At 37.3% G+C, this 25,487-nt stretch carries 15 protein-coding genes; all 15 read left to right on the plus strand.

The genetic code is table 11. The features are described from left to right. A complete protein-coding gene (locus J8H85_RS03985) occupies positions 1-1,428 on the plus strand; it encodes a glycoside hydrolase family 30 protein (RefSeq protein ID WP_209652898.1) in 1,428 nt (475 codons plus the stop codon). Between the two features lie 14 nt (positions 1,429-1,442). Further along, the gene (locus J8H85_RS03990) at positions 1,443-2,231 is read left to right on the plus strand and encodes an SGNH/GDSL hydrolase family protein (protein ID WP_209652900.1); all 789 of its coding nucleotides are present in this window, start codon (positions 1,443-1,445) and stop codon (positions 2,229-2,231) included. 2 nt (positions 2,232-2,233) lie between these two features. Then, complete coding sequence (locus J8H85_RS03995) at positions 2,234-4,093, plus strand: beta-N-acetylhexosaminidase (RefSeq protein WP_209652901.1); 1,860 nt, start codon at positions 2,234-2,236, stop codon at positions 4,091-4,093. 3 nt (positions 4,094-4,096) lie between these two features. Continuing rightward, complete coding sequence (locus tag J8H85_RS04000) at positions 4,097-5,584, plus strand: sulfatase family protein (RefSeq protein WP_209652903.1); 1,488 nt, start codon at positions 4,097-4,099, stop codon at positions 5,582-5,584. 137 nt (positions 5,585-5,721) lie between these two features. After that, complete coding sequence (locus J8H85_RS04005; RefSeq protein WP_209652905.1) at positions 5,722-8,055, plus strand: GH92 family glycosyl hydrolase; 2,334 nt, start codon at positions 5,722-5,724, stop codon at positions 8,053-8,055. Between the two features lie 22 nt (positions 8,056-8,077). Beyond that, complete coding sequence (locus J8H85_RS04010) at positions 8,078-9,379, plus strand: alpha-L-fucosidase (protein ID WP_209652907.1); 1,302 nt, start codon at positions 8,078-8,080, stop codon at positions 9,377-9,379. Positions 9,380-9,392: 13 nt separating this feature from the next. Beyond that, entirely contained in the window at positions 9,393-11,858 is a 2,466-nt protein-coding gene (locus tag J8H85_RS04015) for a prolyl oligopeptidase family serine peptidase (protein ID WP_209652909.1), read from the plus strand. Between the two features lie 47 nt (positions 11,859-11,905). Continuing rightward, entirely contained in the window at positions 11,906-13,384 is a 1,479-nt protein-coding gene (locus tag J8H85_RS04020) for a sulfatase-like hydrolase/transferase (protein ID WP_209652911.1), read from the plus strand. Between the two features lie 24 nt (positions 13,385-13,408). After that, the gene (locus tag J8H85_RS04025) at positions 13,409-15,706 is read left to right on the plus strand and encodes a family 20 glycosylhydrolase (RefSeq protein ID WP_209652913.1); all 2,298 of its coding nucleotides are present in this window, start codon (positions 13,409-13,411) and stop codon (positions 15,704-15,706) included. 21 nt (positions 15,707-15,727) lie between these two features. Then, complete coding sequence (locus tag J8H85_RS04030; RefSeq protein ID WP_209652915.1) at positions 15,728-17,380, plus strand: hypothetical protein; 1,653 nt, start codon at positions 15,728-15,730, stop codon at positions 17,378-17,380. After that, on the plus strand, positions 17,381-19,597 hold the full coding sequence (locus J8H85_RS04035; RefSeq protein WP_209652917.1) for a GH92 family glycosyl hydrolase: 2,217 nt from the start codon (positions 17,381-17,383) through the stop codon (positions 19,595-19,597). 76 nt (positions 19,598-19,673) lie between these two features. Further along, positions 19,674-20,690 (plus strand): GntR family transcriptional regulator, encoded by a 1,017-nt coding sequence (locus J8H85_RS04040; protein WP_245243728.1) that lies wholly within the window; start codon positions 19,674-19,676, stop codon positions 20,688-20,690. A gap of 4 nt (positions 20,691-20,694) precedes the next feature. Further along, complete coding sequence (locus J8H85_RS04045; RefSeq protein WP_209652919.1) at positions 20,695-22,179, plus strand: xylulokinase; 1,485 nt, start codon at positions 20,695-20,697, stop codon at positions 22,177-22,179. A gap of 236 nt (positions 22,180-22,415) precedes the next feature. Then, the gene (xylA, locus tag J8H85_RS04050) at positions 22,416-23,741 is read left to right on the plus strand and encodes a xylose isomerase (RefSeq protein WP_209652920.1); all 1,326 of its coding nucleotides are present in this window, start codon (positions 22,416-22,418) and stop codon (positions 23,739-23,741) included. Between the two features lie 32 nt (positions 23,742-23,773). After that, positions 23,774-25,444: a sodium:solute symporter gene (locus tag J8H85_RS04055; protein ID WP_245243729.1), complete on the plus strand. Its 1,671-nt coding sequence runs from the start codon at positions 23,774-23,776 to the stop codon at positions 25,442-25,444. Positions 25,445-25,487 lie beyond the last annotated feature (43 nt).

The following is a 25,487-nucleotide window of genomic DNA, read 5'->3' on the forward strand; positions in this document are numbered from 1 at the left end:
ATGAAGATATTAAAATTAACAATATGCGCACTTCTGTTAGTCTTAACAGCAAACGCACAAAAACCAAAAGTAAGTTGGGTTAGTTCAACCAACAACGAAGTTTGGGTTACTAAAAAATACAAACCTTCAAAAAGCAAAAAGGCTTCAGATATTTCTATTGCTATCGATACTAAAAAACGAGAACAAAAAATAGATGGTTTTGGTGGCTGTTTCAATGAGTTGGGATGGGAAGCTTTAGGAATGGTGACTTCAGAAGAAAAACAACAAATTTTAAACGATTTATTCAGTCAGGAAACAGGGTGTAAATTCAATATATGCAGAATGCCCATTGGTGCGAACGATTATGCGGTAGATTGGTACAGCCATAACGAAACGGAAGGTGATTTTGCCATGGAAAATTTCTCCATAGACCGTGATAAAAAACGACTCATTCCCTACATAAAAGAAGCACAAAAGATAAATTCAGACATCCAAATTTGGGCGTCACCTTGGTGTCCGCCATCATGGATGAAACACAGCAAACATTACGCTTGTAAATCCAATCCGGAATTTAATGATTTACCTGAAGAATGGAGTTCTACCGAAGAATTAGTATCACGTTTCATCACAGAACCAAAATATTTTGAAGCTTACGCCTTGTATTTTTCAAAGTTTGTAAAAGCTTATGAAAAAGAAGGCATCGATATTTCAGCGGTTCACGTTCAAAACGAATACAATTCAGCACAAAATTTCCCATCATGTGTGTGGAAGCCGCAAGATTTAGGAATTTTCATTTCAGATTATTTAGGACCTAAATTCAAAGCAGATAATTTAGATGCTGAAATATGGTTGGGTACGGTTGAGCGTCCACAAATAGAGCGAGTTTCAGATGTAATAGAATACAAAAACGCCAAAGATTATATTAAAGGTGTCGGTTTTCAATGGGCAGGAAAAGGCGCAATAGAAGCGGTGCATGCTAAATATCCAGAGGTGCAATTAATGCAAACGGAGACCGAATGTGGCGATGGTTCTAACGATTGGAAAGCAGCCGAATACACCTTCAACTTAATGAAACATTATTTTGAAAATGGCGCCAATTCATACATGTACTGGAATATGGTTTTAGATGAAACCGGGAAAAGTCAATGGGGTTGGAAGCAAAATTCCATGATTTCTATTGATAGCAAAACCAAAGCCATTCGCTACAATCCGGAGTTTTATTTAATGAAGCATTTAAGTGCTTTTGTAGCACCGGGTTCTGTAAAATTAGCTTCATCTGGTGATGACGACCAAGCCATCGTTTTTTATAATGAAGCTAGCAAACAAGTGGTTGTTCTTGCTTATAACAACAGTGAAGAAAACCGCGACATCCAATTAAATATTAATGACAAGCAAATTAAGGTCATGGTTGATCCCAAGTCGTTTAATACCATTTCAGTGAGTTTATAGTTAAAGAAAAAGTAATGAAACGAAGAGAATTTGTAAAATATTTAGGCGCTGGTTCTTTATTTATAGGAGCCACTTCTTGTGGAGCCACACGTATTTTTGGAAGTAGTTATGATGAAGACATTTGTAGAGAAGCATGGAAAAAGTTAGCTAATAAAGGCGAAGCTTTTGATTATGTAAGTCCAGAACCTAAACGCCCAAAGGTATTGCTGTATGGCGATTCTATTTCAATAGGGTATACACCAACGGTTCGAAAGGAATTAGAAGGAAAAGCCAATGTTTACAGAATTTTTAATAATGGCGGATCCAGCGATACGTTTATTCCTAAAATGGAGAAGTTAAAACAAACCATGTTTCAACCGTATTTAAAAGGTGGTTGGGATTTTAAATGGGATGTGATTCATTTTAATGTAGGCCTGCACGATTTAAAATATCTTAAAAATGGAAAACTGGATGCAGTAAACGGCAAACAAGTAAACAGTATTGAAGTATACAAAGAAAATTTAGAGAAGATTTGTCTTTACTTGCAAAAAGAGCATCCTAAAGCGAAGTTAATTTTTGCCACCACCACGGCAGTTCCCGATGAAGGTGCCGATGGACGGATTTCGGGCGATAGCGAAAAATATAACATAGCTGCCAGAGAAGTTTTAGCTAAATTTCCTTCTATTGAAATTAACGATTTGTACAGTTTTACAAAACCAAATGCTGCAGAATGGCATATAAAACCACACGATGTGCATTACAACAATTTAGGTAAAACAGCACAAGGAAAACAAGTAGCAAACCTAATTGCTGAAAAATTATAAACATGAAGAAACTAGTATTTATTATAGTAACTTTTCTTTTAACCATAAGCGGAATTGCTCAGGAAATTAATAACATTTTTATTCCGCAGCCTGAGTCTGTAGTGATGCAACCAGGTGGTTTTAAATTAAGTAATGAAACGCAGGTTTTCATCCCAAAAAGTTATGAAGCCAACCTAAAATCAATAATTTCATCAAAATTTAGAGATGATGTTGGATTGGAACTTGCTATAAAAACGGGTCGTGTAACCACAAGGTCTAATTACATCCTTTTTGAAAAAGTTAGAAATGCAGCGATTAAACCTGAAGGGTATATTTTAGAAATTACTCCATCCAGTATCACCATAAAAGCTACCGATTATGCCGGTATGTTTAATGGTTTTCAAACCTTAAGACAAACCATTCCCGCAGGGAGTAAAGGAACAACCGCTATACCAAGCATGACCATTACCGATAATCCGAGGTTTCAATGGCGAGGTGTTTTAGCCGATGTATCGCGTCATTTTCAAACCAAAGAATTTTTGCTAAAGCAGATTGATGTGTTATCATCTTATAAAATAAATAAATTCCATTTGCATTTAACCGACGACCAAGGGTGGCGCATCGAGATAAAAAAATATCCAAATCTTACTAAAAAAGGCGCTTGGAGAGCCGATAGAACGGGCATTGCATGGTGGGAACGTGAAGCCGCTACTGCCGATGAACCTAAAACCGTTGGTGGTTTCTATACCCAAGAAGAATTGAAGGAAATCATTGCTTATGCTAAAGTTAGAAATGTAGAAATTATACCAGAAATTGATGTGCCTGCGCATAGTAAAGCGTTAATAGCATCGTATCCGCATTTATTTTGTTATGATGAGGTGCCTGAAGGCGTAAATTTTGAAGTGGCCGTGGGCGGTAAAGCACCAGATAACGCCTTGTGTGCTGGCAAAGAAACAACCTATACATTTTTAGAAGATATTATAAAAGAAGTGGCAGCCTTATTTCCATCAAAATATTTACATATTGGTGGCGATGAGTGCAACAAGAGCAACTGGAAAAAATGTCCGCATTGCCAGAAAGTAATGAAGGATAATAATTTGAAAGATGAAGAAGAATTGCAAAGTTATTTCATTCAGCGCATGCATAAAATGGTGACGGCCCAAAAGAAAACCATGATAGGTTGGGACGAAGTTTTAAGCGGTCATGGCGTGAAAGGTGCCACAATTATGGCGTGGCGAAGAGGCATGCATACCCCAGAATTACAGGCGCCAAGAGAAGGTTATCCAACTATTATGACCTCGTATTTGCACTCGTATATCAGTCGGGTGCAAGGGCCAACATTTATGGAACCCGAAGGTCCAAATTCGGTATTGCCATTATCTGTAGTGTATAATCATGAGCCCATTCCATCAGAATTAACCACCGAAGAAGCCAACAGGGTTTTAGGAAATCAAGCCAGTTTATGGGCAGAATTTACGCCTACCGAAGAACACTTTGAATATATGTTGTACCCAAGAACATTGGCAAGTGCCGAGGTATCTTGGAGCAATCCGAAACTTAAAAGTTGGGAGCGTTTTCAAAATGCCTTAGTGTCCGATCATTTTAAAAGACTTGAACAATATGGTGTTAATGTAGCAAAAAGCATGTTTACCGTGTATCCAGCTTTTGCTATCGATCAATTGAATACAGAAGCAATTGTATTTTTAAAGACTGAAACCGTAGGCTATAACATTCATTATACATTAGATGGCAGCGAGCCAACCATCCATTCAACAAAATATGAAGGTGATTTTAAAACAGTTCCTAAAAAACTTTTAAAAGCAGGCTTGTTCAACGATAAAGGTGAATTATTAGGAGCTATAACCGAAATAAGATTAAAATAAGATATGAAATTTTCAAGACTAGTACTCATTTTTTTGTTGATTGCAACTTACGCAACGGCACAGCAAAAACCCAATATTGTTTATATCATTTGTGATGATTTAGGCTATGGCGATGTACAGGTTTTAAACCCTGAAAAAGGAAAAATACCCACGCCAAAAATTGATGCTTTTGCTAAGGAATCCATGACGTTTACCGATGCGCATTCGGCTTCAGCGGTGTGCACGCCATCACGTTATGCTATTTTAACGGGTCGTTATGCTTGGCGTTCCAGATTGCAAGAAGGGGTATTACGAGGAGGAGACGAATTTGAACCACTTATTGATAAGAATCTCGAAACAGTTCCTGCCATGTTAAAAAAAGCAGGTTACAAAACAGCTGCTCTTGGAAAATGGCATTTAGGATTTAATTTTTTAGATGAAAACGGAAAACCATACGATTTATACGAAGGCAAAAAACTGCTAGATGCACCCATTGGCGCTCATGTGCCTAACGGTCCGGTGTCTCGTGGTTTCGATTCGTACATAGGGTTTCACCATTCGGCATCCATGAATACCGTTATAAAAGATGATAAGGTCATAGACCACATGCCGCCCATAAAAATGTTGCAATTTTTAGGCGACCATGCTACGGAATTCATTGCTAAAGAAGCTAAAAAAGACCAGCCATTTTTTATGTATTTAGCTTTGAATTCACCTCATAGTCCCGTTGTGCCTTCTGAAGCTTGGCAAGGTAAAAGCGGTATGGGTGCTTACGCCGACTTTGTGATAGAAACCGATGATGCCGTTGGTCGTGTGCTAAAAGCATTAAAAGATAACGGCATTGCAGAAAACACCTTGGTGTTTTTTACAAGTGATAATGGCTGTTCTGCTCCAGTAGCAAAAGCAGATAAGTTGGAAAAGGAATTTGGTCATTATCCAAGCGCCAATTTCCGGGGATATAAATCTGATATTTGGGAAGGTGGCCACAGAATTCCGTTTATTGTACGTTGGCCAGGTCAAGTTGAAGCAAATTCAAAGAACGATAAATTAATCTGTCAAACCAGTTTAATGGCTACTTGCGCAGAAATTGCAGGTTTTAATATTTCAGAAAATACGGGAGTTGATTCGTATAGCATTTTGCCCATGTTAAAAAATAAAAAGGCAAAAACCAATTACAATTTGGTGGTGCATCATTCGATCAATGGGAAATTTTCAATCAGAAATAAAAAATGGAAATTGGAATTAACACCCGGTTCTGGAGGTTGGACAAATCCAACGGACAAGGTTGCTAGGGAAAAGAATCTCCCAGAAATTCAATTGTATAACATGAAAAAGGATGAGGAGGAAACGACGAATGTTTACAAAAAATATCCAAAAGTAGTCGAGAAATTGACCGCAGAATTAAAACGGATTGTTAAAAACGGAAGAACCACATCAGGAACCGTGCAAAAAAATGATGTGCCTGTAGATATTTATAAAACAGCAAGCACCGAGGAGGCTACTGAACATTAATATAATAAGTAAAATCGTTCTGGTTTGTCATTCCGACAAAGGAGGAATCGCAAAAGAGAATCAAAGTGGTGAATTAGCTTCGTAGAACAAATGTTTATCGTTGCTCAAAATGAGAAAAACAGTATAAAAAGAGTTATATGTTATTTAGAAAAAGAAACATAGTCATTATATTTTGTTTAGCACTAGCAGTTCTAGTCGGGGTTTCTTGTTCTTCTTCAAAAACAACAAACCAAAAAACACCAACAGAAAAGCAGCCGGTAGATTATATAGACCCAATAATTGGCGCCATTACTTATGGAAAAAAATCTAAAGATGCGCATGGTTTTGGTAAAACATTTCCAGGAGCCGCAACGCCTTTTGGTTTGGTGCAATTAAGTCCGGATACTGTTTCCGATGGCGACAATGGTTCAGGATATTCCTTTGAACATGAAACTATGGAAGGGTTTAGTTTTACCCATATGAGTGGCGTGGGCTGGTTCGGAGATTTAGGAAACTTTTTGGTAACACCAACTACAGGGAAGCTACAAACCAATAGAGGCGTTCCTGAAAATCCGGAAGGCGGTTACCGTTCACGATTTTCGCATGATACCGAAGTAACCCAAGCAGGCTATTACGCGGTAACTTTAGAGGATTATAAGGTGAAAGCAGAATTAACGGCGGCACCCAGAGCAGGCATCATCCGGTTTACGTATCCGGAAAATGAAAGTGCCAGAATTCAAATCGATTTAGCGCGTCGCGTTGGTGGTACCTCCACAGAACAATACATAAAAGTAGTTAATGAAAACACCATTGAAGGCTGGATGAAATGTCCGCCCGAAGGTGGTGGCTGGGGTGCTGGTGCGGGTAATGCCGATTATGTAGTGTATTTCTATTGCCAATTTAGCAAGCCATTAAAAGACTACGGAATTTGGAGTGCCGATATACCTGATGTTCCAAGAAAAATGCGCTATATCAGGCAAGACGATTACCAAACAGCCGTAAAAAATGCCGAAATTTTTAAAGGTAAGCAGGAAATGCAAGGTAAGCATTTAGGCTTTTTTACCAATTTCAGTACAAAAGAAGGCGAACAAGTATTGGTGAAAAGTGGTATTTCATTTGTGAGTATCGAAGGTGCTAAGGAAAATCTGGAGCACGATATTAATCATTGGGATTTTGATAAAACAAGAAAAGAAGCGCGCAATCGGTGGAGTGAAGCGATAAAAAGTATTGCGGTAACGGGCGCATCCGATGTAAAGAAAACTATTTTTTACACGGCCATGTATCACACCATGATAGACCCTCGTGCCTTTTCCGATGTGAATGGCAATTATATAGGTGCCGATAAAAAAGTGCATCAAACCAATAGTTTTACTTATCGAACGATTTTTAGTGGTTGGGATGTGTTTCGTTCACAATTTCCGTTACAAACAATTATCAATCCATCTTTGGTAGATGATGAGATTAATTCATTATTACAAATGGCAGAATTGAGCGGTAGGGAGTATTTACCGCGTTGGGAAATGCTAAATTCGTATTCTGGGGTGATGTTGGGTAATCCAGCGGTTTCGGTTATTAATGATGCCTATCAAAAAGGCATTCGCAACTACGATATTGAAAAAGCATTTAAATACTCTAAAAACACGGTAGATAACACAGGAAATGGCGAGTTGGGTTATTTCCACAAACACATTTCAAAAACACTTGAATATGCCTATTCAGATTGGGCATTGGCAACCTTTGCAAAATCTTTAGGTAAAAACGACATTGCAGAAACTTATTTCAAAAAAAGCAAAAATTATAAGAATATTTGGAACGATGAGGTGAATTGGTTTAGGGCTAAAGATAGCACCGGAATTTGGATGGAATGGAAAGGAAAAACCGTGCATGGACAAGGGTGTATTGAGAGCAATCCGTTTCAACAAGGGTGGTTTGTGCCTCACGATATCGAAGGCTTAAAAACCTTGATGGGTGGCGAAGAAGCCTTTAAAAACGAATTGATTACGTTTTTTGAAAACACGCCAGAAGATTTTCTTTGGAACAACTATTACAACCATGCCAACGAACCTGTGCATCATGTGCCGTTCATGTTCAACGAAGCAGGTGTGCCGCACTTAACCCAAAAATATACCCGTAAAATTTGCGATAAGGCTTATGGCACCGATGCTTACGGATTGTGTGGTAATGAAGATGTTGGGCAATTATCGGCGTGGTACGTATTGGCTTCCATAGGGATTCATCCGATTAATCCGGGCGATAATAAATACCAAATTACGAGTCCCGTTTTTAATGAGGTTGAAATTAAATTGGACAACAATTATTATTCAGGAAAAACATTCAAGATTACCGCTCAAAACAATTCCAAAGAAAACATTTATATACAAGCCATTAAGTTGAATGGTAAACCATTAAATCGCTTTTGGATAACGCACGAAGAAATCACCAATGGTGGTATTTTAGAAATGGACATGGGGCCAGAACCCGTTATTAATTAAGAAAAATAAAAAACAAATCAATATGAAGAAGATAGCCATTATTTGCCTTTTAGGTTTACTTACATTTACCAGTAATGCTCAAAAACATTACCAATACCCCATGCCCGAGTACACACCTACGCAAGGGAATTTAGACGCACGTAAAGAGTTTCAAGATATGAAATTTGGTATGTTCATCCACTGGGGTGTTTATAGCATTTTAGCCGATGGGGAATGGGTGATGTTTTTAAAGAAAATTAAAGCAGACAACTACGAACGTTTAGCCGATTTCTTTAATCCACAAGATTTTAATGCGGAAGAGTGGGTGAAAATAGCAAAATCTGCAGGTATGAAATACATCACGATAACCTCGCGTCACCACGACAGTTTCAGTATGTTCGATACCGATGCCAGCGATTTTAATATTGTAGATGCCACACCTTACGGAAAAGACCCATTAAAAGAATTGGCAGAGGCGTGTAAAAAAGAAGGTATTAAATTGAATTTTTACTATTCTTTACTGGATTGGAAACGTGACGATTATAAAGAAGGCAAAAAAGGAGATGCCGAAGCTTGGGACAACTATGTAGACTTTATGAAAGCCCAACTTACAGAATTACTAACCAACTACGGTGAAATAGGCATGATTTGGTTTGATGGTCATTGGGACCAAAAAGAAGCAAACTGGCAATACGACGAGATTTATTCTTTAATTCATAAGTTAAGTCCGAGTACCTTAATAGCTAACAACCACCACATACAACCAATTCCTGGAGATGATATTCAAACATTCGAGCGCGATTTGCCAGGTGAAAATCACGGTGGTTATAGCGATGGCGTTCACGTTAGTCAATTACCTTTGGAGTCTTGCGCTACCATGGCGAGTAAATGGGGGTACAGTATTTACGACGAGAAATTTAAATCAGCAAAACAACTCATTCACTTTTTAGTAAAAGCAGCTGGTAAAAATGGAAATTTATTATTGAACGTAGGCCCGATGCCAAACGGTAAAATTCAACCAGAATTCGTAGACACTTTAAAGGAAATGGGCGAATGGACTTCTAAATATGGCGAAAGTATTTATGGCACAAGAGGCGATGTTATAAAAACCCAAGACTGGGGAACCATTACCAAAAAAGATAAAACGCTTTATGTGCATATATTAAATGGCACATCAGAGCCTTATATTTTTATTCCAGAATTGAAAGAAAAAATAAGTTCAGCAACATCGTTTGATGGCAAAACAAAAATCAAGTTCAAGCAAATGAAAGAAGGCACATTTTTATATGTAGACACTAATTCTATGAACGACATCGATGAAATTGTAAAACTTAACATCAAATAGAAAGTATTTTATTATGACTAATTTTCGTTTAGGATTCCTTTTATTTATTACCTTTTTGGGTGTTTCATTACATGCTCAAGACACCATTCCGTTAAAAAACGGATTGGTAATTGGGGCCACCAACAAAGGCGATAGATCCATCATTTATACCGATCCTGTTTTTCATAATTTCATAACAAAAACCAATTATGAACCTATTGTAAACGATTCTGTTGGCATAGGAAGACAAGATAACGTGGAACGTTGGGAACCCTTAACCACAGACGAAAAAGGCGTTTTTAAAAGTAGAAAACTAAGAGGCGGTTATTTGTATGTTACTTACAATGCGCCTATATCAGAAATTAAAATCCTTGAAATTTCAGGTCATAATGAAGTGTTTGTAAATGGCATTCCTCGTGGAGGTGATGTGTATAACAAGCACCTTACGTTTCATCCCATTGAACTCCTTAAAGGAAAAAATACCTTTTTGGTAAGGGGCGGCCGAGGTGAAGTGTTTATGCAATTACTTTCAGTTGAAAAACCAATTGCTTTGTTGGAACGTGATATGACCAATCCCGATTTTTTAACCACTGAAAGCGATATTAAAATTGGGTCTATCAGAATATTGAATTCCACAGCAAAAACACTCAAAAATCTAAAAATCGTAGCAGAATCTCAAGGTAAAACATTAGAAACTAAGGTGTCTTCGATTGTGCCCTTATCTATGCGAAAAGTACCGTATCAGGTAAAAGATAATTATACTGAAAAAGATACAGTTCGAGTAAAAATACAATTGTATGAAGGTTCTAAACTGATTGATGAAGCATCAGTTTTATATCAAGTTAGAACTCCTGAAGAGCGTTATTCGAGAACATTTATTTCAAACATTGATGGTAGTGTACAATATTTTTCAGTAAAAGAAGGTGATTTAAAAACAGATGAAAAGCCTGCCATGTTTTTATCGGTTCATGGTGCCAATGTGGAAGCGAAAAACCAAGCGGTGCAATATCAAGCCAAAGATTGGGGTCATGTTATAGCCCCAACAAACCGCAGAGATTATGGCTTTAATTGGGAAGATTGGGGCCGATGGGATGCTATGGAAGTTCAAGAGCTTACCGAAAAAATGTATGGTACAGACCCAAAGCGTACCTATCTAACAGGGCATTCTATGGGTGGTCATGGCACATGGCATTTGGGTGCTATATTTCCTAACAAATGGGCAGCTATTGCACCTATTTCTGGTTGGTATTCGTTGTTTTCGTATGCGAATAAAGAAGAGGTTGAAAAGCCAACGCCTTTAGAAAATATGTTTGTGCGTTCCAATCATGCTAGCCATACTTTAGAGTTGTCTAGAAATTATCTACACCATGGGGTGTACATTCAACATGGTGATGCCGATGAGGTGGTTCCTGTAGACCAAGCCCGATTTATGCGAAAACATTTAGCCGAGTTTCATCCAGATTTCGCATATCTGGAGTATGAAGACAAAAAACATTGGTTTGGTATCGATTTTCATACCATATTCGATTATTTTAAATGGCATACCATTCCCGAAAACGGCGATGTAAAAACGTTTGAATTCCGTACTCCAAACCCTGGTGTATCTTCAGAAAGTAGATACGTAACATTATATCAACAAGAAAAATTATTTGAATTTTCTGGAGTTAAAGCCACTCAAAATATTCGTACTGAAAAGCAAATTAAGAATCATGAAGATTTAAAAACACGAACCATTTCTCTTGAAACCGAAAATTTAAAAAAGTTCAAACTCGATTTAAAACATACCATAGCTTCAGATACGGTTCAGGTTAAAATAGACAGTACTTCTTTTGAAAATTTAGTGGCATATAAAGGAAAAGAAGTTTGGTTTGAAAAAGTAAATGGCACATGGTCATTAACTAAAGCGCCAACCAATACCTTCGAGAAAAATCCAAGCAGGTACGGTAATTTTAAGGAAGCCTTTAAAAACAACATGCTGTTTGTATATGGAACAAAAGGTAACGATGCCGAAAATAATTGGGCATTCAACAAAGCCCGTTTTGATGCCGAAACTTTTTATTATCGAGGCAATGGCTCTACAGATATCATTTCTGATAAAGAATTTTCACTTAAAAAATATAAAGACCGATCGGTTATTCTATACGGAAATGCTTCTACAAATTCTGCGTGGAAATTGTTGTTGGCCAAAAGTCCTGTGCAAGTGAAGCGTAACGAAGTTACAGTTGGTAGTAAAATCTTAAAAGGGGATGATTATGGGGTCTATTTAACTTACCCAAGAATAGATAGTAAAACGGCGTCGGTTGCAGCGATTACAGGAACAGGATTGAAAGGATTTGAGGCAACGATACCTAACAAATATTTTGGTTCAGGAACCGATATTCCTGATGTTATGATTTTCACCAATGCCATTTATGCAAATGGTATTGAAAGTGTAAAAGCCGTAGGGTACTTTGGTAATGACTGGAGTTTAGAGCATGGCGAAATCGAGTGGGGAAATTAATTAAGACATCATTGATTATGCGTTGTTTAATAAATGTAAAACGAATTTTGATTTTCATCTTTGTTGCAAGTATGTTTTCGTTTAAAACAACTTCTCAAGTAAAAAATCAACAACCAAACTTTATTTTTATCATGGTTGATGATTTAGGAAAAGAATGGATTTCAAGTTACGGCGCTTCCGAAATTGAAACACCTAACATCGACCAAATAGCAGCAACAGGAATAAAATTTAATAACGCCTATTCAATGCCACAATGTACACCAAGTCGTGTGGCTTTAATTACGGGGCAATACCCATATTCAAACGGTTGGGTGAGTCATTTTGATGTGCCTCGTTGGGGATTGGGAGTTAACTTTGATGCCGATAAAAACCCAAGTTTTGCCAAAGTATTACAACAATCAGGGTATAAAACAGGTATAGCAGGGAAATGGCAAATAAACGATTTTAGGATAGAACCCAAAGCCATGGAAAAAGCTGGGTTTGATGCCTTTTGTATGTGGACAGGGTATGAATCTGGGAATAAGCCTAGTGAAAATCGTTATTGGGATCCATATATTTATACCAAAGAAGGCAGCAAAACTTACAAAGGTCAATTCGGACCCGATATTTTTTCCGATTTCATCATTGATTTTATAAATAATAATAAGGATAATCCTTTTTGTGTCTATTATCCTATGGTGTTAACGCATACACCATTTGTACATACGCCTCATGAACCCCATGTTAAAACCAATTATGAAAAGCATCAGGCCATGGTTCGATATACCGATTTCATTATTGGTAAAATAGTGAAGTCGCTTGAAGATTCTGGATTAATGGATAATACCTACCTAATTTTTACCACAGATAATGGAACAGCGCCCTATATTGTTGGAAAAAGAAATGGTGTTTATATGCGAGGAGGAAAAGCCTTTCTTACTGAAAATGGTATTAATGCACCATTTATAGTATCAACACCCTCTAAAAATCATTTTGAAAGTGATGCTTTAATAGATTTTACAGATGTTTATCCAACATTATTAGAGTTGGCAGGAATAAAAAAAGATTCAAATGTTGCCATTGATGGTCATTCATTTGCCGATGTGTTATCAGGAAAAACTAAAAAAAGCCAGCGAGATTATACGCTATCCATGGGAGGTTTACCGGCAGGAATTGATGAGGAAGGAAGAATGCAGAACGCCTTTGTATTCAGAGATAGAGTGCTTCGAAATGAAAAATTTAAAGTGTATGTAGATAGCCTAAAACAAGTAATTCGTTTGTTTGATATGGAAAAGGATCCTTATGAAACTAAAAATCTTATTGAAAATAAATCGTATCGAAAAGTAGTGAAGCAATTCAATAATTACGTCAATACATTACCTAATGCCGATGCTAATCCTAAATATAACAAAATTGAAGGCTTGCCAAGTGATGAAGATCCGGAAGTTTTAAATAAAGCCGCAAAACGGAGCAAAAATAGAAAAACCAATATGATGCCGTTAGCCACCAAGGAAGAGTTTTTAAAAGTAAGTAGTAAAACAAATTAACATCAAAATAACAAAACCCTAAAGATGAAAAATTATATAGCTTTTTTATTCATAACGTTACTTTTAGCGTCGTGTGCACAAACAAAACCGACTTTCAAAGTAGAAGATATTTCGCTACTGCCAAAACCAACAAGTTTTCAGTTAAAGGAAAGTTCCTTTCAGTTCAAGGCGAATACATCCGTAGTACAACAAGATAAAAGTCAGCAAAAGGCTGTAAATTATCTTCTAGGATTGTTTAAAGCGGCAGCAGAATTCAATTTACAGGTGGTAAATAAAGTATCTGAAAATGCCATTGTTTTTGAAAATGTTGAAGGATTAAAAGATGGTGCATATACTTTAGAGGTGAATCCAACGTCCATTATGGTAAAAGCATCGGAAGAAACTGGGTTTTTTAATGCCGTTCAAACCATTCGCCAGTTATTGCCAGTAGACATTGAAAGTAAAGAAAAAGTGCAAGCAAATTGGTTTGTGCCTTGTGTTGTTATAGAAGATGAACCTCGTTTTGTTTGGCGTGGTATGCATAACGATTTTAGTCGTCATTTTATTGATATTGATGAGGTTAAATCTTTTTTAGATTATATGGCGCTTTATAAATTGAATACCTATCACATGCATTTAACCGATGACCAAGGGTGGCGCATTGAAATAAAAAAATATCCATTATTAACCGAAAAAGGTGCTTGGAGAACGCCAAACAATCAAGATACCATTTGTATGGAAAGAGCTGTGGAAAACAAGCTGTATACCATTGATGAGGCTAAATTTAAAGAGATTGATGGAGAGCGTAAATACGGTGGCTTTTTCACCCAAGAGCAAATTAAGGAAATTGTTGCCTATGCTGATGAACGTTGTATTACCGTAATTCCAGAAATAGATATGCCTGGTCACTTCAAATCGGCCATCGATAATTATCCGTTTTTATCATGTAACGAAGAATCTGGTTGGGATACCGTATTTACCTATCCAACGTGTTTAGGTAAGGAAACAACCTATGAATTCATGAAAAATGTATTAAGTGAAGTGATTCCTTTATTTCCTGCTAGTTATGTTCATATTGGTGGTGATGAAGTGAATATCAAATCATGGGAAAAATGTCCTAACTGTCAAAAAGCCATCAAAGAGCACGGGTTAAAAAACGAACACGAATTACAATCATTCTTCAATAGGGATATCGAGCAATTTTTACAATCCAAAGGAAAACAATTTTTGGGCTGGGATGAAATTGTTGAAGGTGGTTTAACAAAAGAAGCTACCATCATGTGGTGGAGAGGATGGCGACCTGAAGCGCCAAAAAAAGCGGCAGAAAATGGAAACGACGTGATAATAACACCAACCGATGCTTATTATTTCGATTATTTAAATGAAGGAAACACCTTGGAAAAAATATATAATTACGAACCCATTCCAGAACATTTTACAGCAGAAGAGGCTAATCATGTTTTGGGCATTCAAGCCAATTTATGGTCCGAATGGATTCCTAGTTTTAAGCGTTTGCAGTACCAAGCATTCCCCAGAATGTTGGCAGTGGCAGAAAATGCATGGGTAGATCAAGAACGCGATTTTGAAGCGTTTAATAAAAGAGTCGAAAAGCAATACGACCGTTTAGATATGCTGGATGTGTATTATTACATTCCTGCTGTTCAAGGTCTTGAAAAGGATATTGCTTTTGTGGATACTACCGAAGTTACATTAAAATTGGCTTACCCACTTGATGGGGTCGATATTTATTATTCTTTAGATGGCAGTATTCCAACAAAAGAAACCATAAAATATAACGGACCTTTTGTGGTAAACGATACCATTACTATTAAAGCACGTGCTTATCGTGGCGATAAATTCAACGATTTAAAAACGGCAAAAGTTATTCAGAAAGTTTATAAAGGAGCTTCTAGTGAAACCCCAAAGGCATCAGGATTAAAAAGATGGATTACCAGAGGGAGGTTCAAAAAAGTAGAAGAAATCAAAACACCTACTGATACTAATTTCACCAAAGTGGATAGTATTTCTTTAGGAGACTTTAAAAATGAAAAAGACTTTTCTATAAGTTACCAAGGGTATTTTAAAGCGGAAAAAGATGGAATTTATGAATTTGAAACGCGCTCTGATGGTGGTAATTTATTGTTTATCGGAAATGAAGTCGTTGTAGATAATGGCGGTTATCATGGACCAAGAAAACGCCACGGAAAGATAGCCTTAAAAAAAGGATGGCATCCCATAACCATTCACTACAAACCCAGCGAAAACCCGAAAATGATTGATGTGTGGTATGCGTTACAAGGTGAAGAACTAACACCAATAAGCAGTTCTGTTACAGGTTTTTAATCGATAATGAATCTGATAAACATGGGTAAATTAAATTTAAGTAAACATATTATTGTTTCCATATTAGCATTTTTTAGTGTTTTAGGAACAGAAATAGTTGCACAGAAAGCACCTTTAATTTTAGATATGGTACATCACAATCCAGGTGAGACACCATATCAATCTAAATACAATAACCCTGCGGTTGTAAAAGAAATGGGCTATAATGGTAAGGTGTATTTTCTTTTTGAATCGCCAGCGTTGGCCATTAATTGGGAGTCGGTAGATGCCGATATTTTGCCCAAAGGTTCAGAAGATCGTAAATGGGTTGATGAAAAGGCGGCGCAAATAAAGCAAATGCATGCAGCATGTAAAGCAGAAGGTATGGCTATTTACGCCATGTCAGACCTTGTTTTGTTTCCTAAAAGATTGATTGAGAAATTCCAAATAGAAAAAACCTTTGGAGATCCTAACGATGCGTTAACCGAAAAATTGATACGTGCCCAAATAAACGAAATGTTCGATCAATTTTCAGACATGGATGGCTTGGTAGTTCGTATTGGTGAAACTTATCTGCACGATGCACCTTATCATTTAGGAGCTATTGAGGATAAAAAAAGTCCAGAAAAAACAATCATTCCCCTCATCAATATATTGAAAGAAGAAATTTGTGTAAAACGGGATAAGCAACTTATTTTCCGCACTTGGGGAGCCTTTGATGTAAATTTGGAGGCTTACCTAAAAGTTAGTGATGCCGTAGAGCCACATAAAAATTTAATTATTAGTGTTAAGCACTGTGAAGGCGATTTTCATAGAGCAAACGCGTTTAGTAAAGTGATTGGGCAAGGGCGCCATCGTCAAATTATCGAAGTGCAATCGGCTCGCGAGTATGAAGGAAAAGGGGCTTACCCTAACTATATTGCAAACGGCGTTATTGATGGTTTTGAGGAGCATGCTAGTATGCCAGAAGAAGCAATCAACAGTATTCAAGAGTTTGTAGATACCAAAACAGAATTGTATGCAGGTGTTTGGACATGGTCTCGCGGTGGCGGATGGGATGGTCCGTATATTAAAGATGAGTTGTGGTGCGATTTAAATTCTTGGGTAATGGCGCAATGGGGTCAAAACACAGATAAAAGTGAGGCGTTTATTTTTAATAGATATGCCACAGAACGCTTGAATTTAACTGGTGATGATGTTGCTAAATTCAGAAAACTATGTCTGCTTTCTGCGGAAGCCGTAGTAAGAGGCAGAAACACTACATTTAGAGACATGAACCCTTGGTGGACGCGAGATCAAGGTATCGCATGGCCTATGGTAGGTAAGGGTGAATTGGCACATAAAAGAAACTTGGCGCAAAAGGATGAAGCGGTAGCAAAATGGGAAGAAATTGTAAGGTTAGCAAAATCTATACGTTGGCAAAATGAAGAAACTAAAAATCATGCCATCGGTTCTTCGGAATACGGATTAAGACTGTATAAAATATATAGAATTTTGGTATATATGGATGCTGCCGTAATTAAAAAGGATGAAAAAGAGGTTAAAAAGTGGATTAAAGCCTATGATAAGGCTTGGAAAGATTATAATAAATTAGCAGAAGAATACAGTAGCATTGCCACGCTTTACACCCAAGATTATAAAAGACATATTGCAAATAATGCAAATCTTATGGTAAATAAATTGAGAACGAAGTAAATGAAATATTATAGCTATTTAATACTGGTATTAGGTTTAGGAGTTATTTCTTGTAAAGATGGAAATAAACAGAAAGTAAAAGAAGTTTCAATAGAAAAACTTACCAGTTACGTAAACACCTTTACGGGTACCGATGGCCCTGGGAACACCTATCCCGGAGCCGTGGTGCCTTTTGGGATGGTACAGTTAAGTCCAGATAATGGTTTGCCTGGTTGGGATAGAATTGCAGGCTATTTTTACCCAGATTCTACCATTGCAGGTTTTAGCCATACGCACCTTTCTGGTACCGGAGCGGGTGATATGTACGATTTGTTGGTGATGCCCTTAAATAGCAGATTTACTGAAAGTTTAACGCCAGAGGGCGCTTACAGGCCTTATTCTAAATTTTCACACGAAAAAGAAAAAGCGAGTCCGGGGTATTATTCTGTAGATTTATTAAGTTCTGGCATCAAAGCAGAATTAACAACAACAGCACGTGTTGGCTTTCATCAATATACGTTTCCTGCAGATGAAAAAAGCCAAATCATTCTCGATTTGGGCTATAGTTTAAATTGGGATAAACCTATGGAAACTAAAATTACCATAGAGGATACCCGAACCATTTCAGGCTACAGAAAATCGAAAGGGTGGGCAGCGGACCAACGCGTGTATTTTGTTATGAAATTCTCTAAACCATTTGATAACGCTCAGTTATATAAAAATTCTGAAGCAATAAATGAACAAACTGTTGAAGGGCAGTTTACCAAGATAATAGCAGATTATAAAACGTCCGATAATGAAAAAATACTGGTAAAAGTAGCCTTGTCTTCAGCAAGTATTGAGGGCGCTCGTAAAAACTTAGACGCTGAAATACCTCATTGGAACTTCAACCAAACCGTTGAAGAAGCTGATAAAGTTTGGGAACAGTATCTTTCAAAAATAAAAATAGAAGGAACAAAGGAGCAGAAAGAATTGTTTTATACCAATTTGTATCATGTATTTTTAACCCCATCATTACATAGCGATATAGATGGGGCTTACAAGGGTGCCGACGGAAATAACCACATAGCCAAGGGTTATAACAAATACGATACTTTTTCGCTTTGGGATACCTTTAGAGCAACACATCCATTATATACCATGATTGCCCCCAACGAAACGGAGGATATGATTAAATCGTTTCTGTCACATTATGATGAAACAGGTCTGTTGCCCGTTTGGTCGTTAGCAGGCAATGAAACGAATATGATGATTGGTTACCACGCAGTTCCTGTTATTGTAGATGCGTACTTTAAAGGGATTCCTTTAGATGCTAAAAAAGCATTGGAAGCATGTGTAGCATCGGCCACAGAAAAGGGCAGACAAATAGATACCTATATGAAATTAGGATATGTGCCAACAGGTGAAAGTCATGAAAATTGGTCCGTATCCAAAACATTAGAATATGCTTATAACGATTGGTGCATTGCACAATTAGCAAAAGCCTTGGGTGAAAAAGACATTGAGAAAACCTTTGCCAAAAGAGCCACGAATTGGAAAAATTTATACGATTCAAAATCTACTTTTTTCCGTCCAAAAGATGAAAAAGGAAATTTTACAAGTCCGTTTTCGCCCAAAGAATATACCAAAGAGTTTTGCGAAAGTAATGCATGGCAATATTTTTGGTTTGTGCCCCACGATATAGATGGGTTGATAACTGTTTTAGGTAAAGAACGTTTTACACAAAAACTGGATTCCATGTTTACGTATTACCCTGCTAAAGATGATAAGTTACCCATTTTCAGTACAGGCATGATTGGTCAATATGCACATGGAAACGAACCTAGTCATCATGTGGCATATTTGTATAACAACATCCATCAGCCATGGAAAACCCAAGAAATGGTTCGTAAAATCATAAACACCCAATATAGTACCAAGCCTGATGGTTATTGTGGTAATGAAGATTGCGGACAAATGTCGGCGTGGTTAGTCTTTTCTTCCATAGGAATGTATCCTATAAATCCAGCCGATGGTATTTATAGTTTAACATCGCCATATATACAAGAAGCAACAATTCAATTAGAAAATGGAAAGCAATTTAAAATAACTACCGAAAATCAATCGGATGAAAACAAGTACATACAGGCTATGACTTTAAACGGAAAACCCTATAATAAACTTACTTTAACCCATAAGGAAATATTGGAAGGTGGCCAACTTCATTTTGTGTTGGGTAGTAATCCAAATAAAGATTGATAGGTATCTCCTAATTATATAATCTCAAATTAATTTCAAAATATAATTATTTGTAGATTAAAAATAATATTTATATTTGCAAACCAGAACAGAACAGAACGGTTTGATTCATTTTGATATTAATACGAATAGTGAGGTGCCTAGGTATCAACAATTGGTTAATGCAGTTAATGATGCATTGGCTAATAATACCTTGTCTAATGGTGATGCTTTGCCTTCTGTGAATGCTGTTTGTAAAGACTACAATTTGTCTAGAGACACCGTTTTTAAAGCATATTCTATCTTAAAAGAAAACGGGGTGGTTGAATCTGTTCCAAACAAAGGCTATTATGTAGCGAATGATACCCGAAAGGTGCTTCTCGTTTTAGATACCTTTAAAGCTTACAAAGAAGTATTGTACCATGAGTTTGTAAATAATTTGCCTAAAAAAGTGATTGTAGATGTGCAGTTTCATCATTATAACATCAACAATTTCAAAACTATTTTAAATAATAGTAAAGGGAAATATTTTAAATATGTCGTGATGACTTTCGACCATAAAGAAGTATCCGATGTGTTGTTCGATTTTGATAATGATAAATTATTGTTAATCGATTGGAACGTCCATTCAAAAAAATCTAACAATTACGTTTTTCAAGATTTTGGAAATGCCTTCCATGATGCTTTACAGGAAGCTGTTGTTCCTTTTAAAAGGTACAAAAAATTGGTTTTTGTATATCCTACATTTACAAAACACCCAACAGAATCGGTGTCGTTTTTTAAGCAATTCTGCGAAAGTCAAAATTTTAAATATAAAATTGTTACCGATGTGAACGATTTTAAAGTAGTAAAAGGGGAAGCCTATATAAGTGTTAGCGATAGGATTTTAGGAACATTTTTAGAGCAATGCCGTATCGAAGCATTCGAACCGGGTGTCGATGTTGGGTTTCTATCTTATAATGAAACCCCTATGAAAAAATTCATTTACAAAGGGATTTCGGTGGTGTCAACCGATTTTAAAGCCATGGGTGCCAAAGCAGCAGAATTCATCAATCAAGATGCCCCAATACAAACATACATACCAACTAAATTAATATTAAGAGATTCACTATAAAATTATGTACTATTTAGGATTAGACATTGGAAGTTCATCTATAAAAGCAGCTTTGGTTGAAATAGCTTCAGGCAAAAGCTTAGGTGTAGTTCAAGAACCTGAAAAAGAAATGGGCATGTTTGCTCAAAAAAATGGATGGGCAGAACAGAAACCAGACGATTGGTGGCAGCATGTATGCAATGCCATACAGAAGTTGAAAAAGCAGCACAACATATCAAGAACACAAATAAAAGGCATCGGTATTTCGTACCAAATGCACGGTTTGGTGGTTGTGGATAAGGCAGGGAAACCGCTTCGTAAAAGTATCATTTGGTGCGATAGTAGAGCGGTGGAAACCGGACACAAAGCTTTTGAAGAAATAGGCGAAGCAACCTGTGCAGCTCATTTGCTAAATTCACCAGCAAATTTTACAGCCTCCAAATTAAAATGGGTTAAAGATAACGAGCCAGACATTTATAAAAACATTTACAAGTTTATGCTTCCGGGCGATTATGTTGCCTATAAGTTTTCAAACAAAATAAATACCACCATATCAGGCTTGTCTGAAGGCATTTTTTGGGATTTCAAGAAGGATGAGGTAGCCAATTTTCTTTTAGAGCATTATGGCATCGACAAAGCATTAGTACCCGATATTGTCGACACCTTTGGTGAGCAATCTTTAGTGGATGAACAAGGTGAGGCCGAAAGCGGTATCGCAGCAGGAACCCCTATTTATTACCGTGCAGGCGATCAACCCAACAATGCGCTGTCCTTAAACGTGTTCAATCCAGGTGAAGTTGCTGCAACAGGCGGTACTTCGGGTGTGTTTTATGCCGTAACAGAAAGTCTTTCGGGTAAGGAAAGCACGCGGGTTAATAATTTTGCACACGTTAACTATAAGAAATCAATCCCGAGAATAGGTAAGTTGTTAAATATTAACGGTGCCGGAATACAATACCGTTGGTTATTGAATAATTTGGCGGTAAGTAGTTACGAAGAGATGAATAATCTAGCATCCGAAATTCCAGTAGGTTCCGATGGCGTTTGCCTAATTCCATTCGGTAATGGTGCAGAACGTATGCTAAACAATAAAGAAATCGGCACGCGTATTGTCAATCTCAACTTAAACAACCACCACAAGGGGCACATGTGCCGTGCGGCACTTGAAGGTATCGCCTTTTCGTTTGTGTATGGTATGGAAATCTTAAAGTCCGATGGTATCAAACCTACCGTTATTCGCGCTGGAAACGACAACCTGTTCCGGTCAGAAATTTTCGCAAATACGGTGGCGACATTAATCGAGCAAGAAATAGAAATTTACAATACCACGGGCGCCATTGGTGCAGCACGTGCGGCTAATTTACATAAAGGCGATTTTAAAAGTTTTGGAAAAGCCATCATCGACAACGACCATGTTATGACCTTCATGCCTTTTAAAGACAAAACAGCATACCAAGAAGCCTATAACAACTGGAAAACCGAATTAGAAATAGTAATCAATAATAAATAATCAATATAAAATAAGTTTCAGGGCGTTACCACAAGGGTCGGGCTTTTCGCTAAATCTTTTGGTTTTTGTCATTCCTGCGTAGGCAGGAATCCACAATAAAAATAAGGGTTTGTTTTTTAAGGAAGAAACCTAATCAAAACAACCAAAAGGATATCGCTGCACCAATTAAACAAATCCACAAATCAACGAATAAACAAATCAACGAATAAACAAATAAACAAATAAACACATAAAACATGGCATTAATAGGAAACAAAGAATACTACAAAGGTATTGGAGACATCAAATTTGAAGGAAAAGAATCAGACAACCCATTAGCGTTTAAATACTACAACCCAGACCAAGTGGTTGCAGGTAGAACGATGCGCGAGTGGTTTAAATTTTCGGTAGCATACTGGCATACATTCTGTGGACAAGGATCAGATCCATTCGGTCCTGGCACACAAAGTTTCGAGTGGGACAAAGCATCCGATCCCATTCAAGCAGCAAAAGACAAGGCTGATGCCGCTTTTGAATTCATCACTAAAATGGGATTCGGTTACTACTGTTTCCACGATTACGATTTAATCCAAGAAGGATCAACCTTCGCAGAATCTGAAAGCAGATTAGCAACCATCACCGAGTATTTAAAACAAAAACAAGCCGATTCTGGCGTGAAATTACTTTGGGGAACAGCCAACTGTTTTTCAAACCCACGTTACATGAACGGTGCTTCAACAAACCCAGATTTTAATGTAGTAGCACGTGCTGGTGGACAAATAAAACTGGCTTTAGATGCTACAATGGCATTAAACGGAGAAAATTATGTTTTCTGGGGTGGTCGTGAAGGTTACATGACGCTTTTAAACACCGATATGGGACGTGAGTTGGATCACATGGGACAGTTTTTAGCTATGTGTAGAGATTACGCCCGTGCCAATGGCTTTAAAGGTAATTTCTTCATCGAACCAAAACCAATGGAGCCATCTAAACACCAATACGATTTCGATTCGGCTACGGCTATCGGTTTCTTAAAAGAATACGGTTTAGATAAAGATTTCAAAATAAACATTGAAGTAAATCACGCAACCTTGGCACAACACACCTTCCAACACGAAATTGAAGTGGCTGCTAAAGCGGGTATGTTGGGAAGTTTAGATGCTAATCGTGGTGATTACCAAAACGGTTGGGATACAGACCAGTTCCCAAATAACATTCAAGAAACTACCGAAGCCATGTTGGTATTCCTAAAAGCTGGTGGCTTACAAGGTGGCGGTGTTAATTTTGATGCTAAAATCAGAAGAAACTCAACCGATTTAGAAGATGTATTCCATGCACACATTGGTGGCGCCGATACTTTTGCTAGAGCTTTAATTACTGCTGATAAAATCATGACGTCTTCGGCTTACAACAAGCTTAGAACAGAGCGCTATGCATCATTCGATTCTGGTAAAGGAAAGGATTTTGAAAAGGGTAAATTAGGTTTACAGGATTTATACAAAATAGCTCAAGAAAACGGCGAATTGCCACTAACAAGTGGGAAACAAGAGTTGTTTGAAAATATAATTAACCAATATATTTAATATTAATTTTCACCAACTAAACTAAATATTTTATGAAACATCATTTTTTAGTTATGCAATCAGTTTTAGAAAACTTAGATTGGGTAGTATTAGGAATTTACTTCCTTGCGCTTATAGCGGTGGCCGTTTGGGTTGTTCTTCAAAAAAACAAAGACACCGAAGATTACTTTTTGGCAGGTAGAAATGTGGGGTGGTTTGTTATTGGAGCTTCCATTTTTGCGTCCAATATTGGGTCGGAACACGTTGTTGGGCTTGCAGGAACGGGATTTGAATCGGGTACGCCCATGGCGCATTACGAGCTGCATGCGTGGATTGTTTTGCTTTTAGGGTGGTTGTTTTTACCGTTTTATATTCGAAGTGGTGCTTTTACCATGCCAGAGTTCTTGGAAAAACGTTTTGACAGTCGTTCGCGTTGGTTCCTGTCCTTGTTCTCATTGGTCGCTTATGTGCTTACAAAAGTATCTGTAACTATTTATGCCGGTGGTATTGTGGTGTCTGAACTTTTAGGAATTCCGTTTTGGTACGGCGCTATTGGTATTGTAGTTTTTACAGGAATTTATACGGTTGTGGGAGGTATGAAAGCGGTTATTTATACCGAAACCTTGCAAACTGTGATACTAATATTTGGTTCGGTTGTAATAACCTATTTAGGCTTACAAGAAGTAGGTGGTTGGTCGCAATTGAGAGAGACTGTAACGGCGGTAAGTCCGGAGCATTTTAATATGTGGCGTCCTATGAACGATCCGCAATTTCCATGGACAGGTCTGTTAATAGGTGGTACCATCGTTGGTATTTGGTATTGGTGTACGGACCAATATATTGTACAGCGTACATTGGCTGCAAACAATATTAAAATTGGTAGACGTGGTGCTATTTTTGGAGCTTATTTAAAATTGCTTCCTATATTGATTTTCTTGGTTCCTGGTATTATTGCATTCGCATTATCTATCCAAAACCCAGAAGTGTTTTCGGTTGAAAAGGCTGATAGAGCATTCCCTATGTTAGTGAAAACCTTATTGCCGGTTGGTTTAAAAGGATTGGTAGCTGGAGGGTTAATGGCAGCTTTAATGAGTTCATTGGCTTCGGTTTTTAACTCATGCTCAACAATTTTCACCATAGATATTTATAAAAAATTATATCCAGAAAAAACGGAGAAAGTTTTGGTAAATACAGGTAAAATAGCAACCGGATTTATTGTTGTGTTGGGTATTATTTGGATCCCCATTATGGAAAAAATAGGTGGTGGTGTTATGTATCAGTACCTTCAAAATGTACAATCATACATTGCGCCTCCGGTAACAGCTGTGTTTTTATTGGGAATTATATGGAAACGCGTTAATTCCACCGCAGCTATAACCACCTTGTTAACGGGATTGGTGCTGTTGGTTTTAAGGTTAAGTAGTGAAATATATTACCAGCCACAAATACTTGCAGGTGAAACTGTGGAAGGGATAGCCTATGCTTTTGCAACCATAAATTTTGCGCACATGGCAATATTCATGTTTATTTTCTCGGTGTTTATTTGTATTTCTGTGAGTTTGATGACGCAAGCGCCAAATTATGAAACTATAAAAGGATTGGCATTTGGTACCCTTTCTGAAGAACAAAAAGCAGCTAACAAAGGTAGTTACGACACGATTGATGTGGTGCTGTCGGTACTACTTGTTGTTATTGTTATTGGGGTTTTAACCTACTTTACTTAGAGAATTATCAATTTTAAAACTTCATAAAAAAGAGGCTATCTGA

Origin of the sequence: Mariniflexile gromovii, assembly GCF_017814435.1 — a bacterium.
GTDB lineage: Bacteria > Bacteroidota > Bacteroidia > Flavobacteriales > Flavobacteriaceae > Mariniflexile > Mariniflexile gromovii.

Bases quoted from the DNA above. Each gene is read 5' to 3' on its own strand.
- J8H85_RS04030 (WP_209652915.1), top strand. From the start codon at position 15,728: ATGGGTAAATTAAATTTAAGTAAACATATTATTGTTTCCATATTAGCA.
- J8H85_RS04015 (WP_209652909.1), top strand. From the start codon at position 9,393: ATGACTAATTTTCGTTTAGGATTCCTTTTATTTATTACCTTTTTGGGT.
- J8H85_RS03985 (WP_209652898.1), top strand. From the start codon at position 1: ATGAAGATATTAAAATTAACAATATGCGCACTTCTGTTAGTCTTAACA.
- J8H85_RS04035 (WP_209652917.1), top strand. From the start codon at position 17,381: ATGAAATATTATAGCTATTTAATACTGGTATTAGGTTTAGGAGTTATT.
- J8H85_RS04045 (WP_209652919.1), top strand. From the start codon at position 20,695: ATGTACTATTTAGGATTAGACATTGGAAGTTCATCTATAAAAGCAGCT.
- J8H85_RS04025 (WP_209652913.1), top strand. From the start codon at position 13,409: ATGAAAAATTATATAGCTTTTTTATTCATAACGTTACTTTTAGCGTCG.
- J8H85_RS03990 (WP_209652900.1), top strand. From the start codon at position 1,443: ATGAAACGAAGAGAATTTGTAAAATATTTAGGCGCTGGTTCTTTATTT.
- J8H85_RS04010 (WP_209652907.1), top strand. From the start codon at position 8,078: ATGAAGAAGATAGCCATTATTTGCCTTTTAGGTTTACTTACATTTACC.
- J8H85_RS04055 (WP_245243729.1), top strand. From the start codon at position 23,774: ATGAAACATCATTTTTTAGTTATGCAATCAGTTTTAGAAAACTTAGAT.
- J8H85_RS04000 (WP_209652903.1), top strand. From the start codon at position 4,097: ATGAAATTTTCAAGACTAGTACTCATTTTTTTGTTGATTGCAACTTAC.
- J8H85_RS03995 (WP_209652901.1), top strand. From the start codon at position 2,234: ATGAAGAAACTAGTATTTATTATAGTAACTTTTCTTTTAACCATAAGC.
- J8H85_RS04005 (WP_209652905.1), top strand. From the start codon at position 5,722: ATGTTATTTAGAAAAAGAAACATAGTCATTATATTTTGTTTAGCACTA.
- xylA (WP_209652920.1), top strand. From the start codon at position 22,416: ATGGCATTAATAGGAAACAAAGAATACTACAAAGGTATTGGAGACATC.